The sequence below is a fragment of the Enterobacter sp. A103 genome, from assembly GCF_034427535.1.
Lineage (GTDB): Bacteria > Pseudomonadota > Gammaproteobacteria > Enterobacterales > Enterobacteriaceae > Enterobacter > Enterobacter asburiae_B.
In genome coordinates this window covers 440267-458264 of record NZ_JAXQPQ010000003.1, presented here as the reverse complement: position 1 = coordinate 458264, position 17998 = coordinate 440267, and the positions used below count along the sequence as shown (strand labels likewise).

At 56.6% G+C, this 17998-nt stretch carries 15 protein-coding genes, 3 tRNA genes and 1 pseudogene; 9 read left to right on the top strand and 10 right to left on the bottom strand.

Annotated features, from left to right (window positions below):
* Positions 1–132 precede the first annotated feature (132 nt).
* The gene (gene sugE, locus SPH27_RS12550) at positions 133–450 is read left to right on the top strand and encodes a quaternary ammonium compound efflux SMR transporter SugE (RefSeq protein WP_008502938.1); all 318 of its coding nucleotides are present in this window, start codon (positions 133–135) and stop codon (positions 448–450) included.
* On the opposite strand, the gene SPH27_RS12545 is transcribed toward sugE, so the two are convergent.
* Complete coding sequence (locus tag SPH27_RS12545) at positions 447–977, bottom strand: lipocalin family protein (protein ID WP_023310119.1); 531 nt, start codon at positions 975–977, stop codon at positions 447–449. The genes sugE and SPH27_RS12545 overlap by 4 nt on opposite strands.
* 136 nt (positions 978–1113) lie before the next feature.
* The gene (blaACT, locus tag SPH27_RS12540) at positions 1114–2259 is read right to left on the bottom strand and encodes an ACT family cephalosporin-hydrolyzing class C beta-lactamase (protein WP_182072236.1); all 1146 of its coding nucleotides are present in this window, start codon (positions 2257–2259) and stop codon (positions 1114–1116) included.
* A gap of 132 nt (positions 2260–2391) precedes the next feature.
* Here blaACT and ampR point away from each other — a divergent pair, with 132 nt between their 5' ends.
* A complete protein-coding gene (gene ampR, locus SPH27_RS12535; RefSeq protein WP_048980833.1) occupies positions 2392–3267 on the top strand; it encodes a LysR family transcriptional regulator AmpR in 876 nt (291 codons plus the stop codon).
* A gap of 29 nt (positions 3268–3296) precedes the next feature.
* Here the strand turns inward: ampR and frdD are convergent, their stop codons facing one another.
* The 4 genes from frdD to frdA are packed head-to-tail and all read right to left on the bottom strand — an operon-like array spanning position 3297 to position 6590.
* Positions 3297–3656, bottom strand: a complete 360-nt coding sequence (gene frdD, locus SPH27_RS12530; RefSeq protein WP_000609653.1) for a fumarate reductase subunit FrdD — start codon at positions 3654–3656, stop codon at positions 3297–3299.
* Between the two features lie 10 nt (positions 3657–3666).
* Entirely contained in the window at positions 3667–4062 is a 396-nt protein-coding gene (gene frdC, locus SPH27_RS12525) for a fumarate reductase subunit FrdC (RefSeq protein WP_029739890.1), read from the bottom strand.
* Positions 4063–4072: 10 nt separating this feature from the next.
* Positions 4073–4807 carry a succinate dehydrogenase/fumarate reductase iron-sulfur subunit gene (locus SPH27_RS12520; protein WP_023310124.1) on the bottom strand — a complete coding sequence of 245 codons (735 nt, stop codon included), beginning with the start codon at positions 4805–4807 and terminating at the stop codon, positions 4073–4075.
* Positions 4800–6590: a fumarate reductase (quinol) flavoprotein subunit gene (frdA, locus tag SPH27_RS12515; RefSeq protein WP_023310125.1), complete on the bottom strand. Its 1791-nt coding sequence runs from the start codon at positions 6588–6590 to the stop codon at positions 4800–4802. Before frdA ends, SPH27_RS12520 begins: the two co-directional genes overlap by 8 nt.
* 310 nt (positions 6591–6900) lie before the next feature.
* Here frdA and epmA point away from each other — a divergent pair.
* A pseudogene (epmA, locus tag SPH27_RS12510) lies at positions 6901–7954 on the top strand (elongation factor P--(R)-beta-lysine ligase).
* Between the two features lie 44 nt (positions 7955–7998).
* On the opposite strand, the gene mscM reads toward epmA, so the two are convergent.
* The 3 genes from mscM to rsgA form a co-directional block, all read right to left on the bottom strand.
* On the bottom strand, positions 7999–11322 hold the full coding sequence (gene mscM, locus SPH27_RS12505) for a miniconductance mechanosensitive channel MscM (protein ID WP_039261016.1): 3324 nt from the start codon (positions 11320–11322) through the stop codon (positions 7999–8001).
* Positions 11323–11341: 19 nt separating this feature from the next.
* Positions 11342–12310, bottom strand: a complete 969-nt coding sequence (gene asd, locus SPH27_RS12500; RefSeq protein ID WP_033144458.1) for an archaetidylserine decarboxylase — start codon at positions 12308–12310, stop codon at positions 11342–11344.
* 97 nt (positions 12311–12407) lie between these two features.
* The gene (gene rsgA, locus SPH27_RS12495) at positions 12408–13460 is read right to left on the bottom strand and encodes a small ribosomal subunit biogenesis GTPase RsgA (protein ID WP_182072234.1); all 1053 of its coding nucleotides are present in this window, start codon (positions 13458–13460) and stop codon (positions 12408–12410) included.
* A 107-nt stretch (positions 13461–13567) separates the two neighbouring features.
* On the opposite strand from rsgA, the gene orn reads away from it, so the two are divergent.
* From orn to SPH27_RS12475, 4 genes are all read left to right on the top strand, one after another.
* Complete coding sequence (orn, locus tag SPH27_RS12490) at positions 13568–14113, top strand: oligoribonuclease (RefSeq protein WP_023310130.1); 546 nt, start codon at positions 13568–13570, stop codon at positions 14111–14113.
* Between the two features lie 196 nt (positions 14114–14309).
* Positions 14310–14385, top strand: a tRNA-Gly gene (locus SPH27_RS12485).
* Positions 14386–14422: 37 nt separating this feature from the next.
* Positions 14423–14498: transfer RNA gene (locus SPH27_RS12480), tRNA-Gly, on the top strand.
* A gap of 36 nt (positions 14499–14534) precedes the next feature.
* Positions 14535–14610: transfer RNA gene (locus tag SPH27_RS12475), tRNA-Gly, on the top strand.
* A 270-nt stretch (positions 14611–14880) separates the two neighbouring features.
* Here SPH27_RS12475 and queG read toward each other — a convergent pair.
* Positions 14881–16020 carry a tRNA epoxyqueuosine(34) reductase QueG gene (gene queG, locus SPH27_RS12470; protein ID WP_182072232.1) on the bottom strand — a complete coding sequence of 380 codons (1140 nt, stop codon included), beginning with the start codon at positions 16018–16020 and terminating at the stop codon, positions 14881–14883.
* Here queG and nnr point away from each other — a divergent pair.
* Positions 16019–17542: a bifunctional ADP-dependent NAD(P)H-hydrate dehydratase/NAD(P)H-hydrate epimerase gene (gene nnr, locus SPH27_RS12465; protein ID WP_182072230.1), complete on the top strand. Its 1524-nt coding sequence runs from the start codon at positions 16019–16021 to the stop codon at positions 17540–17542. The two genes, queG and nnr, sit on opposite strands and share 2 nt — an antisense overlap.
* Positions 17535–17996 (top strand): tRNA (adenosine(37)-N6)-threonylcarbamoyltransferase complex ATPase subunit type 1 TsaE, encoded by a 462-nt coding sequence (tsaE, locus tag SPH27_RS12460; RefSeq protein ID WP_013095283.1) that lies wholly within the window; start codon positions 17535–17537, stop codon positions 17994–17996. The genes nnr and tsaE overlap by 8 nt, the downstream gene beginning before the upstream one ends.
* Positions 17997–17998 lie beyond the last annotated feature (2 nt).

Below are 17998 nucleotides of genomic sequence, written 5' to 3'. Positions count from 1 at the left end.
CAGCAAAAAATGATTGAAAAAAAATAGCACGCTAACCACAATATGGGGCGTAATCTCTGCCTTACGGGACGACCCGTAAGCGTTTCTTTCACCGGGGACGGCCCCAACTTGAATTAAGTTAAGGAGCCTGAAATGTCCTGGATCATTCTTTTTATTGCTGGCCTGCTCGAAGTGGTATGGGCAATTGGTCTCAAGTACACCCACGGATTTACCCGCCTGACGCCCAGCGTCATAACCGTCACCGCAATGATCGTGAGTATTGTCCTGTTATCCTGGGCGATGCGCTCGCTGCCTGTGGGAACGGCTTATGCCGTCTGGACGGGCATTGGTGCGGTGGGGGCCGCCATCACCGGCATTCTGCTGCTGGGAGAGTCAGCGAGTCTGGCGCGTATCGCCAGCCTCGCCTTGATTGTGGCCGGCATCGTTGGGCTGAAGCTCAGCACCCATTAATGGGGCTGTTTTACCCAGATGAGCTTTGACACATCAAACCCTTGTCGGGTCGCGACGTCCAGCATCTGCTGTTTCATTTCTGACGAAATAGTTGGCGTGCGGGAAAGTATCCACAAATAGTCGCGATCCGGCCCGCAGACCAGCGCGTGACGGTACTCTCTGTCGAGCGCGATCACGTTATAGCCCCCATAAAACGGGCCGAAGAAAGAGACTTTGAGCGCGGCCCGTCGCGGGTCGCCCGTGAAGTACGCTTTCCCAATCGACTGCTGCCACATCTCCCGATCGGGATTATAGCCCCGGTTGATCACCTGAATACCGCCATCATCCATCGGGCTGTAATTCGCAGTGACCTTCTCTAAGCCCTGCTCAAACCGATGGTCGAGGCGCGCGATTTCATACCATGTTCCAAGGAAGCGTTGTGCATCAAAAGGCGAGACGACGGTAACGCCTGGAGGTGGGGTAGGGGAACTGCAGGCAACCACTAAAAACGCGGCTGTCACCGCGGCGATAACAGGCAGAATGCGCATAGGAGTTTCCTTACTGTTTTTTGTTAAGTGTAGATGACGGCAAGGAAAATGTGGTTTTTGTGCGGTGTGTTTCGCCGGGTGGTCACCCCGTGAATTTTGTAGGCCGGGTCAGGCAAAGCCGCCACCCGGCAATGTTTTACTGCAGCGCGTCGAGGATACGGTATGCCGCCTCAACGCGTGCCGGGTTCGGATAGCTTTTATTCGCCAGCATCACAATGCCGAGCTGCTTTTCGGGAATAAATGCCACGTAGCTGCCAAACCCGCCGGTAGAGCCTGTTTTATGGACCCAGGATGCGTTGACCGGGGGCGCCGGTGGATTCACTTCTCTCGCAGGCAACGGTGCCAGCGCCACCTTATTGTCGCTACCTTCAACCACGGTTTTGGCATCGACCGGCCAGTTAAGCATTTCCCAGCCTAACCCCTGATACATGGCACCCACGCGCCAGTAGCGAGACTGCGCCAGGGTAATGCCTTTCCTGAGTGAACTATCCTGAAGCGAGTCCGGCTTCATGTTGACTATCACCCAGTTTGCCATATCCTGCACGTTGGTTTTTACGCCATAGGCTTCAGCGTCCAGCATGCCTGGCGAAACGTGTACCGCTTTACCGTCGCGGTATCCCCAGGCGTAATGCGCCTCTTCCGCTTTCGGAACGTTAATCCAGGTATGGTCCAGCTTGAGCGGCTTAAAGACCCGCGTCGTTATGGCCTGCTCATAGCTCATGCCGGAAGGTTTGACCGCCAGCGCGCCAAAAAGACCGATGCTGGCGTTGGCGTAAAGACGCGTGGTGCCCGGCTTCCACTGCGGCTGCCAGTTTTGATAAAAGCGCAGCAGAGAGGCGTTATCCGTGACCTCATCCGGTACCTGTAACGGCAAACCTCCTGCGGTATAGGTTGCCAGATCCAGCATGCGGATCCCCTGCCACTGCTTGCCTGTCAGTTCAGGCCAGTATTTGGTCACCGGATCGCCCAGCGATATTTCACCCCGAGCAATGGCATCGCCGCCCAGTACGCCGGTGAAGGTTTTACTTATAGAGCCCAGCTCGAATAAGGTTTGTGGGGTGACAGGTTTATTCGCCGCAACATCGGCTTTACCGAAGGTAAAGTAGTGCGGCTGACCCTGATAAATCACCGCCACTGCCATACCCGGAATGGCCTGCGCTTTCATCAGCGGCGTAACGGTACGTTCCACCACCTCAGCCAGCTGTTTTTCTGACATCGGTGCAGCCAATACCGAGCAGGAGGTGCTGAGCAGCAGGGCGCAGCAAAGGGATTTAGTCATCATCAGTTATCTTCCGTAATAGCAGTTCAAGGGAGTGTCCGGGCCCGTCAGACCGCTGTAGTCTGTTGGATTTGACTATGGCTGACAAACGGTTAAATTTACCATTAGCTGTTAATTTTTCTAACGGACGAGACCATGACGCGCAGCTATCTCCCTCTTAATTCCCTTCGGGCGTTTGAAGCAGCCGCCAGGCATCTCAGTTTTACGCATGCCGCTATCGAGCTGAACGTCACCCATTCCGCGATTAGCCAGCACGTAAAGGCGCTGGAGCAGCACCTTAATTGCCAGCTGTTTGTCCGCGTTTCGCGTGGCCTGATGTTGACCACCGAAGGCGAGAATTTGCTGCCGGTGCTGAATGACTCGTTCGATCGTATCGCCGGAATGCTGGATCGCTTTGCCAGCCAGCGCGCTCAGGAGAAGCTCAAAATAGGTGTGGTAGGGACTTTTGCCACGGGAGTTTTATTCTCGCTGCTTGCGGACTTTCGCCGCTGCTATCCGCATATTGATCTTCAGCTTTCCACCCATAACAATCGCGTCGACCCGGCGGCTGAAGGGCTTGATTACGCCATTCGCTACGGTGGCGGCGCGTGGCATGGAACCGATGCTGAATTCCTTTGCCCTGCGCCGCTGTCTGCGCTCTGTACGCCCGACATTGCCTCCTGTCTAAAAAGCCCGGCAGATATCCTGAAGTTTACCCTGCTGCGCTCCTACCGGCGCGACGAGTGGGCTGCGTGGATGCAGGCAGCGGGTGAACATCCTCCCTCACCGACGCACCGGGTGATGGTGTTTGATTCGTCCGTGACCATGCTGGAAGCCGCGCAGGCAGGCACAGGGATTGCCATTGCGCCTGTGGACATGTTTACCCATTTACTCAGCAGCGAACGCATCGTGCAGCCGTTTGCAACGCAGATTGACCTCGGCAGCTACTGGCTCACAAGACTACAGTCACGGACAGAAACGCCCGCAATGCGCGAGTTTGCCCAGTGGCTGGTGGGGAAGATGCAGAAATAAAAGGCCCGCCGGGTGGCGGGCCTGAAGCGTCAGATGGTGACCACGGCAATCAGCGTCACCACGGTCAGGATGGTCGCCAGACCGTAGAACACCCATTTCCCGCTCGGTACATGAATTTTCAGGTCATGCATCGCATGGTGAATACGGTGCAGACCACACCACAGCGGCAGGACGATCATCAGGAAGATGAATACGCGGCCGATAAAGCTGCTCGCGAACGCCAGTACGCGCTCGTAGCTCAGCGCATCGCCCGGGAACAGCCCCAGCGGCAGCATAATGCCGACCAGCAGAATGATGACGGGGGCGATGATGGCACTCCACATGCCGCCTGCGCCAAACAGGCCCCAGAAGACCGGCTCGTCAGAACGTTTTGGATTTGGATTGATCACAGTAGTCTCCTTACCAGAACAGTGCGACAAACAGAATGACCACAGTGACCAGAATCGTCACTGCCCAGAGCCCTTTAATTACCGGCTCTGGCCCCATTTTCTCGCCTTTTACGATGATGTTCGCTGCTTTTGGCGCCAGCTCAAACCAGGTTTTGGTATGAAGCAGCGCGGCCGCGAGCACGATCAGGTTCAGAACAACAATGATCGGGTTTTGCAGGAAACCGACAAAGCTGGCCCAGGCTTCCGGGCCATGCTTGAGGGCAAAAACGCCGTACATCAGCTCAAGGCTGAACCAGACCGCCGGTACCGCCGTGCCTTCACGCAGCATGTAGAAGCGATAAAACGGCAGGTTTTTCCACCAGGTGGACGGCACAGGCCGCACATAGGCTTTGCGTTTAGTCGTCATCATGCACTCCTTAGCGTGGTTTCAGGGTAGCGATAAGAAAGTCTTTCGAGCTTTCCACTTTACCCTGTTGAATAGCGGCGGCCGGGTCGACGTGCTTCGGACAAACTTCGGAGCAGTAACCCACAAAGGTACAGCTCCAGACGCCGTTCTGGCTGTTAAGCTGCGCCATACGTTCTTTTTTACCGTGGTCGCGGCTGTCTTCGTTATAGCGGTGCGCCAGGGTAATGGCGGCCGGGCCGATGAACTCCTTGTTCAGGCCAAACTGTGGACAGGCTGCGTAGCACAGGCCGCAGTTGATGCAGCCGGAGAACTGATGATATTTCGCCATCTGAGCCGGCGTCTGGGTATTTGGCCCCTGATCCGGCGTGCGCGGATTACCGATGATGTACGGCTTAATGGCTTCCAGGCTTTCGATAAAGTGGGTCATATCGACCACCAGATCGCGTTCAATCGGGAAGTTGCCCAGCGCTTCTACCTTAATGCCTTTGGTGTACTCGCGCAGGAAGGTCTTACAGGCCAGCTTCGGCACCTTGTTGACCATCATGCCGCAGGAGCCGCAGATTGCCATGCGGCAGGACCAGCGGTAGCTCAGGTCTGGCGCCAGGTTATCTTTGATATAGCCGAGCGCATCCAGCAGGGAGGTTTGCTCGTCATAAGGTACTTCATAGAAAGCGCTGTGCGGTGCGGCGTCCACTTCCGGATTGTAGCGCACCACTTCAACCTTCATTTTTTGCATCTCAGCCATTCGCCTTCTCCTTCTTCTCGGCGGCTTCTGCTTCTGCACCGTACACGCGTTTAGCCGGCGGCAGCGTGGTGATTTTCACGTCGCTGTAGTCCAGACGTGTGGTGCCATCTGCATCGCGCCAGGCGAGAGTGTGTTTCAGGAAATTGACGTCGTCACGTTCGGTACAGCCTTCGTCCAGACGCTGGTGGGCCCCACGCGACTCTTTACGCGCCAGCGCAGAGTGCGCCATACATTCCGCGACGTTCAGACCGTGGCCCAGCTCAATGGTGTAGAGCAGGTCGGTGTTGAATACGCTGGAGGTATCGGTGATGCGTACGCGCTTGAAGCGCTCCTGCAGTTCCGCCAGCTTATCGACGGTTTTTTGCATCAGCTCTGGTGTACGGTAAATACCGCAGCCTTCTTCCATCGACAGGCCCATCTCGTCGCGGATCTTCGACCAGTTCTCGTTACCCTCCTGGTTCACCAGATCTTTCAGGCGTTTTTCAACGTCTGCGACCTGCGCATCCAGCGCGGCACCGTTGGCTTCGCCTGCGGTAGCTGCCCGCTCCATCGCGCGCTCGCCCGCCATGCGGCCAAAGACGACCAGCTCTGCCAGCGAGTTAGACCCGAGACGGTTGGCGCCGTGCAGACCCACGGAGGAACACTCGCCGACGGCGAACAGGCCTTTAATACGGGTTTCGCACTGCTGGTCGGTTTCGATCCCGCCCATGGTGTAGTGCGCGGTTGGACGCACCGGAATCGGCTCTTTCACCGGGTCGACGCCGACGTAAGCTTTCGCCAGCTCGCAGATGAACGGCAGACGTTCCAGCAGTTTCTTCTCGCCAAGGTGACGCAGGTCGAGATAGACCACATCGCCGCGCGGCGTGGAGATGGTGTTGCCTTTGCGCCACTCGTGCCAGAAGGCCTGAGAGACTTTGTCGCGCGGGCCGAGTTCCATGTATTTGTTCTTCGGCTCGCCGAGCGGGGTTTCCGGGCCCATGCCGTAATCCTGCAGATAGCGGTAGCCGTTTTTATTGACCAGAATACCGCCTTCACCGCGGCAGCCTTCCGTCATTAGAATGCCGGAGCCCGGCAGGCCGGTTGGGTGATACTGGACGAACTCCATATCGCGCAGCGGTACGCCGTGACCGAGCGCCATGCCCATGCCGTCACCGGTGACGATGCCGCCGTTGGTGTTATAACGATAAACGCGACCCGCACCGCCCGTCGCCATCACTACCGCGTTGGCGCGGATCTGGACAAGCGTGCCTTCCATCATGTTCATCGCCACCAGGCCACGCGCCTGTCCGTCATCAACCAGAATGTCGAGGACGAAATGTTCATCGAAGCGCTGAATTTGTGGGAACTGGAGGGAGGTCTGGAACAGGGTGTGCAGCATGTGGAAGCCGGTTTTATCGGCGGCGAACCAGGTGCGTTCAATCTTCATACCGCCAAAGCGGCGAACGTTGACGCTGCCGTCCGGGCGGCGGCTCCACGGACATCCCCACTGCTCAAGCTGGGTCATTTCCGTTGGACAATGATGCACAAAGTAGTCAACGACATCCTGTTCGCAAAGCCAGTCGCCCCCTGCAACCGTGTCGTGGAAATGGTATTCAAAGCTGTCATGATCCTGCGCAACGGCGGCGGATCCTCCTTCTGCTGCCACTGTGTGACTACGCATTGGATAGACTTTTGAAATCAATGCGATTTTAGCGTTGGGATTAGCTTGTGCTGCAGCAATCGCAGCACGTAATCCAGCCCCGCCAGCGCCTATTACGGCAAGATCGGCTTGAAAAGTTTGCACGACATTCCTCCAGATTTTTGTTATTTCGCAACGCGACAAACTAAAGGTAGTTCACCCGTCCAAAAGGACGATTGCGAAAGCGTTTCCACTGCTCCTTTATGGGTAAAACAGTATAACCGTGTAGATGTCAGGGAAATTTGACGTGTTCGATTTTTTTGCTGTTCTGTACGGCGATTTATCATGAAGATTGATGAAATACGTCACGAAAAAGTTCACCTAAATGAAATGCCCTTTTTTACTGCGCAAAATTTGTCTCTGCCCCTGCTAACGAGTAGACTTCGTGCCCTTGTCTGAAATCGGAGAACAACTCATGAGCGAAACGGCCACCTGGCAGCCGAGCGCATCCATCCCTAATCTGTTAAAACGCGCTGCAATTATGGCGGAGATCCGCCGTTTCTTTGCCGACCGCGGAGTCCTGGAGGTGGAAACGCCGTGCATGAGTCAGGCAACGGTAACGGATATTCATCTGGTGCCGTTTGAAACCCGTTTTGTTGGCCCCGGCCACTCTCAGGGCATAAATTTGTATCTGATGACCAGCCCGGAATACCACATGAAACGCCTGCTGGCGGCGGGGTGTGGCCCGGTGTATCAGCTGTGCCGCAGCTTCCGTAATGAAGAGATGGGGCGTCACCACAACCCGGAATTCACCATGCTGGAGTGGTACCGCCCGCATTATGATATGTACCGCCTGATGAATGAGGTGGACGATCTGCTCCAGCAGGTGCTGGACTGCTCGGAAGCCGAAACGCTCTCCTATCAGCAGGCTTTCCAGCGCCATCTGGAAATCGATCCGCTGTCGGCGGACAAAACCCAGCTGCGCGAAGTGGCGGCAAAACTGGATCTGAGCAACGTGGCGGATACCGAAGAGGATCGCGACACGCTGCTGCAGCTGCTGTTTACCTTCGGCGTAGAACCCCAGATTGGCAAAGACCGTCCGACGTTTGTCTATCACTTCCCGGCAAGCCAGGCGTCACTGGCGCAGATCAGTACCGAAGATCATCGTGTCGCAGAGCGTTTTGAGGTCTATTACAAAGGCATCGAACTGGCGAACGGCTTCCACGAACTGACGGATGCCCGCGAGCAGCAGCAGCGCTTCGAGCAGGATAACCGCAAGCGCGCCGCGCGCGGTCTGCCGCAGCAGCCTATTGATGTGAATTTGCTTGAAGCATTAAAAGCAGGTCTGCCGGATTGCTCCGGCGTGGCGCTGGGTGTTGACCNCTATTGATGTGAATTTGCTTGAAGCATTAAAAGCAGGTCTGCCGGATTGCTCCGGCGTGGCGCTGGGTGTTGACCGTCTGGTGATGCTGGCCCTGGGCGCAGAGCAGCTTGGCGATGTGATTGCGTTTACCGTAGATCGCGCCTGACGGCAGTTTACCCTCTCCCGCGGGAGAGGGTTGCCCCGCTTACCTTACAAACTTCCCGCCGGGCGCGTACGCGCCGCTGACGTCAGCGTTCTTCCCGTTTTACGCCCGTCCAGGCTTTCGAGACGCATCTGGAACGGTGGGAACGGCATATCAATACCGTGCTCGCGGAAGCCCGCCAGAATCAGCTGGTGGATCTCATGGCGCAGCGGCATACGGTGTCCCATTTCGGCGGCGTAGATGCGCAGCTCGAAAATCTGGATCCCCTGCTGTAAATCCACAAGGAATACTTCCGGCGCCGGGTTGTCGATTACCAGCGAACAGCGCTCAGCCGCAGTGTAGAGGATCTGGGTGACCTCTTCGCTGTTGGCGTCCGACGGCGCCGGTACCGTCAGCACCACGCGGGTAACGGAGTCTGACAGCGACCAGTTGATGAACTGCTCGGTAATAAACGCCTTGTTTGGCACGATGATCTCTTTGCGATCCCAGTCGCTGATCGTCGTCGCGCGGGTGTTGATCTTCGTGATGCTGCCGGTCAAATCGCGGATCGTTACGGTATCGCCAATACGGATCGGTTTTTCGAACAGAATGATCAGGCCAGAGATGAAGTTGGCGAAGATCTCCTGTAAACCAAAACCTAACCCTACACCAAGGGCCGCCACCAGCCACTGCAGCTTCGACCACTCAATACCGATCATCGAGAAGCCAACCAGCCCGCCAAACAGCATGATCAGATATTTGGTAATGGTCGTAATCGCATAGCCCGTCCCCGGCGTTAAATCCAGATGCTGCAGCAGCGCCAGCTCCAGCAGCGCCGGGAAGTTGCGTACCAGCTGCGTGGTGATGATCAGCACCAGAATGGCAATCAGCACCGCCCCTAAGGTAATCGGCTCCAGGCTTTCAACACCCTGCACCGTAGACGTCACGTCCCAGAGAGAGATGTTCTCCAGGAAGCCGAATGCGGAGTGGATCTCTGACCACAGGAAGATGACCGAGAGGAGGGCAATCAGCATCAGTATGGAACGAACCAGGCGCAGGGACTGGGTACTGATGGCATCCAGATCCAGCTCGACTTCGTCCGCTTCCGTTGTGCCTTCCGTACTGTTGACGTGGTTTGGCTCTTCTTCACCACGCGCGCGCTGGGCGAGGATCTCCGCCCGGCGATGCTTGGCACGATCGAAGGCCAGACGGCGGCGCTGGATCAGCATCCAGCGGCGGATCACGTGGTACACCACCAGCAGCAGGAACCAGATGGCCACCGAGGTTTCCAGCCGCGCCAGCAGCGCCTGCGCGGTTGCCAGATAGCCTACCGCGGCTGCCAGCATCGCAAACAGCGGCGCGCTAAGCAGCAGGTTCCAGAGCAGCCGGTTGAACATGTTTTCGCCGCTGCCGGATTTATCGAGATAGAGCGGAATACCCGCGCGTTTCAGGCTGAGCGTAACGATGGCCAGCGCCCCGCATATCAGCATAAAGCAGAGGCGGCCCAGCGAGCCTGAGAATTCCCGGTCGTTGAGATTATCGAACATGATCAGCGCCATAATCAGCGGCACAATCAGCCCGATGCTCATCAGGTAGTAACGCATGGCGCGCGCAACGCGATTACGCGGCCAGCCAAAGTGGGTGATGAACAGGCCATTGGGGCGCGCGAAGGTGGCGCAAATCATGACCACCCACAGCAGCGGCACCGTGGCGGTGACGCCATCGCCAATCGCGACCGCGAGCGGATAGGGCCAGGCTTCTCGCAGGCCATACCCCAGCGTCATCCACAGCACCGGCAGCGGGGAGGCGACAAGAATCGACCAGAATACGGTGCGCAACGTCAGCCAGAAGTGATCCTGGGTGACTTTCCCGACCCTGGAGCTGGAACGCTCCAGGAAGCGGGTGAAATGTCTGCGCGAGTAAATGCTGAAGCCCACCAGAATCAACGCCCCGAGCAGCGGGAAAATGGTCTCTTTGCTGGTAAACATCATCACGCTGGCCTGTCCCAGCTGGCTGACGGTGTCCAGCGAAATCAGGCGACGCAGGTCCTGGACAATCTCAATCGGCCACGAGAAGGTCATCGGACGCACGTCGGACGTCCAGAAGAGATAACGGTGCGTAGCCTCGTTCACCTCTTTCAGCGCATCTTCCAGCTGGCTATTGGAGACTTTTAGCTTGGTCAGCTCCAGAATCAGCGTATCCCCGCCCTGGAGCAGGGAGTTCAGCAGTTCACGCTGGGTACGCAGCTGGGCTTCCAGAATACGGTTTTGCTCGCTGGTCAGGGGCTGTCCGTCAGCCTGACGGATCTGGCGAATTTGCGGCTGTTTATTGAGAAGATCTTCAAAGTGCAGTCGCTGAACGCGCAGCTGGGCCATCTCGGTATCCAGCTGTTGCGGCTTCGGCATTTCCGGCAGGCGCGCGACCTGGGCACGTAACGCTTCGCCCAGCAGGTTTGATGATCCGAGCCATTGGGACTGCTCGCGCAGGGTGTTGAGCGCCTGGCGAACCTGCAGGGTTTGATTGGTGGCCTGACGCTGCTGCGAGGCAACCAGATCCATGCGCTGCGCCTGCTGGTTCAGCGCGGCAGAAAGCTCGCGGTTGACCCTGAATTGTTCGTTGATACCGGCAGGCAGGTTTTCGCTGTTTTCCGCCAGCAGTTCGGTGCTTTCAAGGGCACGCTCGGCTTCGCGCTGACGCTGGCTGTTAAGCTGATTGCGCAGGGCCTGGAGATACGCATCCAGCTGCTCGCTCTGCTTCTGAGCGAGTTCAGAGCGCATCCGCGACAGCTCCTGGCGGTTATTGGCGGAAAGCTGCGCCAGCTCCAGCTCATCGACAAGGGCCTTCAGGCGAGCAGATTCTGCCTGCAGGCCCAGATTTTGAGCCTGAGCCTGTGGCGTATTGCCGCTTTGCGTACCCACGCGACGCTCAACTTCATTAAGCTGGCGGCGGGCATCGGTTTGCTGCTGCGGAAGCTGGCTGAGGGAGTCGGCAATTTCACGCGCTCGCTCCTGCTCCTGCTGGGCAAGGCGGCTCTTTTCCAGAAGCTGGCTGCTGACCTGCAGGATCTCCTGGTTCAGGGCGTCGGAGGTCATGCCTGCTGGCACATCGCGCGGTTCGTCACGCAAATTATTGAGCTGCGCGCGCAGCGTCTGCGAGAGTTTGGGGAAATTGTCGATAACCTGCTGATACTGCTGAGCGCGCTCAAGAGAGCCTTTTCGCTCCTCAAGCGCGTTCAGGGCAGCCTGGAGCGACTCGACGGTCTCTGGCTGAGCGGGTTTAGCCGCTTTTGCCTGCTCCAGTTCCTGGGTTATCTGTTTGGCGTCGGGGGCTGTCGCTGCGTACGCCCCCATGCTGAGGCACCAGGCCATCAGTAGAACGATAATCGGGCGCACGTCAGCGATCCTTCTGTTGTTAGCCTTCGTCTTTTTTGTCGTCAACCAGCGGGCTGGCGTCGTGCTCGGCGTTGATCTCTTCCTGCGGTAGCGGCGCTGGTTCTGCATCCGGCGTCACGAAGGTTTCGGTAGAGACCGCCAGCGGCTGGCCCAGTTTGGTGACCGACAGGCTTTCGAGCTGTTCAGCCAGCTTCACTTTGCCCGGCGCAAACAGGTTGATTACGGTAGAGCCCAGCTTGAAGCGACCCATCTCCTGACCTTTCAGCAGGGCCACCGAGCCTTCCGCTTCACCGGCAGGCCAGGTCCAGCGTTTGATCACGCCTTCGCGCGGTGGGGTGATGGTGCCCGCCCAGACGGTTTCGATGCTGCCTACGATGGTCGCACCCACCAGAATCTGCGCCATAGGGCCAAATTCAGTATCGAACAGACAGATGACGCGCTCGTTGCGGGCAAACAGGTTCGGCACGTTCTGCGCGGTCAGGTGGTTTACAGAGAACAGGTCTCCCGGGACGTAAATCATTTCACGCAGGATACCGTTACACGGCATGTGCACGCGATGGTAGTCGCGCGGTGAAAGATAGGTGGTGGCAAAGGTACCGTTACGGAACAGATCCGCCATCAGGTAGTTACCAGCCAGCAGCGCTTCCAGACTGTAGTTATGGCCCTTCGCCTGCAAGATTTTGTCGTCTTCGATATTACCCAACTGGCTGATCACGCCGTCTGCCGGCATCACCAGGACGTTAGGGTCGGTGTTCAGCGGGCGCACTTCGTCACGCAGCGGGCGTACGAAGAACTCGTTGAAGGTGCGGTAGCTGGCGGTATCCGGCTTCTGCGCCTCTTTCATATCGACCTTGTAATATTTTACGAAAAGGTCGATGACCAGTTTGGTCAGCCAGCCCGCGCGTTTGCTTGCGCCCCAGCCCGCCAGGCGAGTGAGCCACAGTTTTGGCAGAATGTATTGAAGCGAAAGTTTAAATGCGTTTAACAAGGTAGCCTCCAGGCCATTGTTTTGTCGTTCCTGATCCGGCGTTAAGCCGCCGGAACCTGAAAAAAGGGGACGATTTTAGCGATGCTTAGCTTAGTTGTCAGTTATCAGAATCAGAAAAGTTTTTACGCGTTTTTACGTCTTCCATGCTCTCAAGAATGCGGTGGTAATTCTCGAAGCGAGTTTCCGCGATCTCACCTTTCTCAACCGCTTCACGAATAGCGCAGCCTGGGTCGTTATCGTGCTTACAGTCGCGGTATTTACAGGCGCCTAAATAATCATGGAATTCGACAAATCCGTTAAAGATTTGTTCCGGCTCAAGGTGCCACAAACCGAACTCACGCACCCCCGGGGAGTCGATCACGTCGCCGCCGTGCGGGAAATGATACAGACGCGAGGCGGTGGTGGTGTGCTGGCCCAGGCCAGAGACGTTGGACACATCGTTGGTCAGGATCTCTTGCTGGAGGCCGAGCAGGTTGTTCAGCAGGCTCGATTTACCTACGCCGGACTGGCCCGCAAAGATGCTGATGCGGTCGGTCAGCGCCTCTTCCAGCGGTTTAAGGCCATCTTTGGTGCGGCTGGAGACCATCAGCACGCGGTAACCAATCTTGCGGTAGATATCCATCTGCTCATTCACGAAGGCCATACCGTCGTCATCCAGCAGATCGATTTTGTTCAACACGATAATCGGTTCAACCTGCAGCGTTTCGCAGGCGACGAGGTATCGGTCGATAATGTTGAGCGAAAGTTCGGGCAAAATCGCCGAAACAATGACGATCTGGTTAATGTTGGCGGCAATAGGTTTGACCCCGTCGTAGAAATCGGGACGGGTTAACACGGACGTGCGCTCATGAACCGCTTCAACGATACCTTTTACCGTAACGCCTTCCGCCGCCTCTTTACCCGGTCGCCAGACCACGCGATCGCCGGTAACCAGTGAACGGATGGTGCGACGGATATTGCAACGGTGAATATCCCCGTCGGCGGATTCGACATCGGCATGCATACCGAAACGGCTGATGACTACGCCTTCTGTCGCTTCACCAAACAGGTTGTCGTCATAATCCGGCTTCTCCGAAGTGGTTTTAAGACGGCGCTGGTGGTTGGCGTTTACGCGGCGCTGCTGCCCTTTGGAGAGTTTATTTTTACTCAATCGCGCTGGCTCCTGGTCGCCCGTAAGGGGCAAAACCTCTATGATACACTCTAATTAATACTAGTTAACCTGCTACTGCCGGTTATGCGAGAAGGGTGGAAAATAACATGAGCGCGGATGAAAACAACCTGATTTGGATCGATCTCGAAATGACCGGGCTGGATCCCGAGCGCGATCGCATCATTGAAATTGCAACGCTGGTGACGGACGCTAACCTGAATATCCTGGCTGAAGGGCCAACGATTGCGGTGCATCAGTCCGACGACCAGCTGGCTTTGATGGATGAATGGAACGTGCGCACCCACACCGGCAGTGGCCTGGTGGAGCGCGTGAAGGCGAGCACGTTCGGCGATCGCGAGGCGGAGCTGGCGACGCTTGAGTTCCTGAAACAGTGGGTTCCGGCAGGCAAATCGCCTATCTGTGGGAATAGTATCGGCCAGGATCGCCGTTTCCTGTTTAAGTACATGCCGGAGCTGGAGTCATATTTCCACTACCGCTATCTGGATGTCAGCACCCTGAAAGAGCTGGCGCGTCGCTGGAAGCCTGAAATCCTCGACGGCTTCAAAAAGCAGGGGACTCACCAGGCGATGGACGATATCCGTGAGTCTGTGGCGGAGCTTTCCTACTACCGCGAAAACTTTATTAAGCTGTGATTTTGCGATCCGGCGCCTTGCGTGGCCGGGTTTTTGTCGTTAAATTGTTCAGCTTGCCGATTAATTAAGCATTTGAACTTAATTTCGAAAAAATCGCTTTAAGGGGGGTTGCAGCTAAAAGGATTTCTCGTATAATGCGCCTCCCGTAACGACAGAGAATTACACGTTACGACAGCAACAAAAGCAGTGCAGATTTGCGGGAATAGCTCAGTTGGTAGAGCACGACCTTGCCAAGGTCGGGGTCGCGAGTTCGAGTCTCGTTTCCCGCTCCAAAATTTGAAAAGTGCTTCCAAAGCACGGACCACCCACGCGGGAATAGCTCAGTTGGTAGAGCACGACCTTGCCAAGGTCGGGGTCGCGAGGTCGAGTCTCGTTTCCCGCTCCAAAATTTGAAAGTGCTTCTAAAGCACGGACCACCCAAGCGGGAATAGCTCAGTTGGTAGAGCACGACCTTGCCAAGGTCGGGGTCGCGAGTTCGAGTCTCGTTTCCCGCTCCAAATTCTTCTTAATCTCTAAAATATCCACAGCGAAAAGAGTCGTTGGGGACGTTTTCTATTGTCTCTGAAATACTCTTGTGAACAGAGTTATCCACAGAAACTACGCTTAACCGTAACAGGGTTAAAACTTAGCAGGGTGAATAATATCTTTGTAACGCGCTGTATTTAATAAATAAATTTTCATTTCAAAATGTTATTGAGATCACTTGACCTCTTCTCCAGCCCAGATGGCGCTTGAGTTTGTAATTTTATTCACAGGCTGTGAATAGTTCAGGCATCCCGCGTAAGCCCTTTTTCAATCACCCGCACCAGACGCTGTTTCTTCGGTAGCTGCACCTCGATCGTGCAGGCATTACGCTTCTCTATTTGCTGCGCAATCGCCCATTCTATGTGTTCATCAAGAAGTGGGTGCTCACCTTTACGGCTTTCAAGCGCCCGAACATTCGCTTCATCCCACGGGGCATTACCCAGCGCGACGGCAACATTACGCAGCCAGCGCAGATGACCGATACGGCGAATGGCCGAACCTTCCGTCACTTTCAGGAACCAGGCTTCGGTCCAGGCGAATAACTCAACCAGCTGCGGTGCATGCAGCGCCTTACGCGGGCTGAAATCCTCTTCGTCCGTGAGCTGCGAATAGCGGTTCCACGGGCAGATCAGCTGGCAGTCGTCGCAGCCGTAGATGCGGTTGCCGATAAGTGGTCGAAATTCCTCTGGAATGGCCCCTTCCAGTTCGATAGTGAGGTAGGAGATGCAGCGGCGCGCATCAACGGTGTAAGGCTCGACGATGGCACCCGTCGGGCAGATGGTCATGCAGGCCACGCAGCGTCCGCAGCCTTCCTCTACCGGGCCGTCTACCGGCAATGGTAAATCAATCAGCAGTTCACCCAGGAAGAAGAACGATCCGGCGTCGCGGCTGAGGATAAGTGAGTGCTTACCTGTCCAGCCAAGCCCGGCTTTTTCGGCGATCGGGCGCTCAAGAATAGGCGCAGAATCGACAAAGGGTCTAAAATTCAGCGAAACACAGTGCTGCTGAATAGTTTCCCCGAGTTTTTTTAAACGGTTACGCAAGAGCTTATGGTAATCACGTCCCAGGGCGTACCTGCTGACGTAACCCAGAGCGGGATTTTTTAGCGTGCGCGCAAAGGCCGCGTTGGCGGGCAGATAATTCATGCGCACGCTGATGACGCGTAACGTGCCCGGCAAAAGCTCGTGAGGGCGGGCGCGCATCATGCCATGACGCGCCATCCACTCCATTTCGCCGTGGTATTGTTTGTCCAGCCAGGCCTGCAGTTTTGGCTCGCTGGCGGAAAGGTCGGTATCGGTAATGCCCACCTTCTGGAAGCCAAGCTCAGCACCCCACTGTTTTATTTTTTGCGCTAATTCATTGAGATCGAGGGGCTGTGACATGACGGACCATACGGTGAAGAAAAACCCCGCAAGTATACCACATTCCATCTGGCATGCGGATGACCTCCGGCGCGCCGAAAAAGAGGCCGCAGACAGCCTCGGGATTACCCTTTATGAACTGATGCTGCGCGCGGGGGAGGCGGCGTTTAACGTTGCCCGCAGCGCGTACCCTCAGGCCGCCCACTGGATGATTCTGTGCGGTCACGGCAATAACGGCGGCGACGGCTACGTCGTCGCCCGTCTCGCGGTTGCGGCAGGTATCCGCGTGACGTTGCTGGCCCTGGAGAGTGATAAACCGCTGCCTGAAGAGGCCAGCGCGGCGCGGGAGGCGTGGCTTAACGCAGGCGGCGTGATTCATGCGCCTGATATCGTCTGGCCGGAAGAGGTGGATCTGATTGTTGACGGTCTGCTGGGTACCGGGCTACGCAGTGCGCCTCGCGAGAACATTGCCGCCCTTATTGAACACGCTAACAGACATTCCGCGCCGGTAGTTGCCCTGGATATTCCCTCTGGCCTGATTGCACAAACCGGCGCGACGCCGGGGGCGGTCATTCAGGCTGCACATACGGTAACCTTCATCGCCCTCAAGCCGGGGCTACTGACCGGTAAAGCACGAGACGTTGTTGGCGTGCTGCACCACCATGCGCTGGGGCTGGAGAGCTGGCTGTCCGGGCAGGAAACGCACCTCGCGCGTTTTGATGCTTCGCAGCTTGCGGCGTGGCTCCCGCCGCGCCGGCAGACGTCCCATAAGGGCGATCACGGCAGGCTGGTGATTATTGGCGGCGATCATGGTACGGCAGGTGCGATTCGCATGGCCGGCGAGGCGGCTCTGCGCTGCGGTGCCGGATTAGTGCGAGTACTCACTCGCATTGAGAATATAGCGCCGATCGTTACGGCCCGACCGGAGCTGATGGTCCATGAGCTTACGCCTCAGTCGCTTGAAGAAAGCCTGGAATGGGCGGATGTGGTGGTGATCGGCCCCGGGCTCGGGCAGCAGGCATGGGGCAAACAGGCCCTGCAAAAGGTCGAGAATTTTCGTAAACCGATGCTGTGGGATGCCGACGCGCTTAACCTTCTGGCAATAAACCCCGATAAGCGTCACAATCGCATTCTGACGCCACACCCCGGCGAAGCCGCGCGCCTGCTTAACTGCAGCGTGGCAGAAATTGAAAGCGATCGCTTACTTTCTGCTCAGCGTCTGGTAAAACGTTACGGAGGTGTTGCTGTTTTGAAAGGGGCAGGAACCGTTGTTGCCAGTGACGAGACGCAGGGCATTATTGATGCCGGAAATGCGGGCATGGCAAGCGGCGGCATGGGCGATGTGCTTTCCGGCATCATTGGCGCATTGCTTGGACAGAAACTTCCCCTTTATGATGCAGCCTGCGCGGGCTGCGTGGCCCACGGTGTCGCGGCGGATAAACTGGCCGCGCGTTACGGTACACGCGGCATGCTGGCCACCGATCTTTTTTGCACGCTGCGGCGTGTTGTTAACCCGGATGTGATTGACGTAGAAAATGACTAATCGAGCGATTCCTTTACCTGATGAACAAGCCACTTTAGAACTCGGCAAGCGCGTGGCGCAGGCCTGTCAGGGGGCAACCGTCATTTATCTGTATGGTGATTTAGGTGCGGGTAAAACCACCTTCAGCCGGGGTTTTTTGCAGGCGTTAGGGCATAACGGGAATGTGAAAAGCCCAACCTACACGCTGGTAGAACCGTACACCCTTGAAAATCTCATGGTGTATCACTTCGATTTATACCGCCTTGCGGATCCTGAGGAGCTGGAATTTATGGGGATCCGTGATTATTTTGCCAACGACGCCATTTGCCTGGTGGAGTGGCCGCAACAAGGTGCGGGTGTGCTGCCTGACCCGGATGTCGAAATTCACTTAGATTACCAGGCACAAGGGCGTGAGGCGCGCATCAGTGCTGTTTCCTCATCAGGCAGTTCCTTACTGGCGCGACTGGCCGGTTAAGC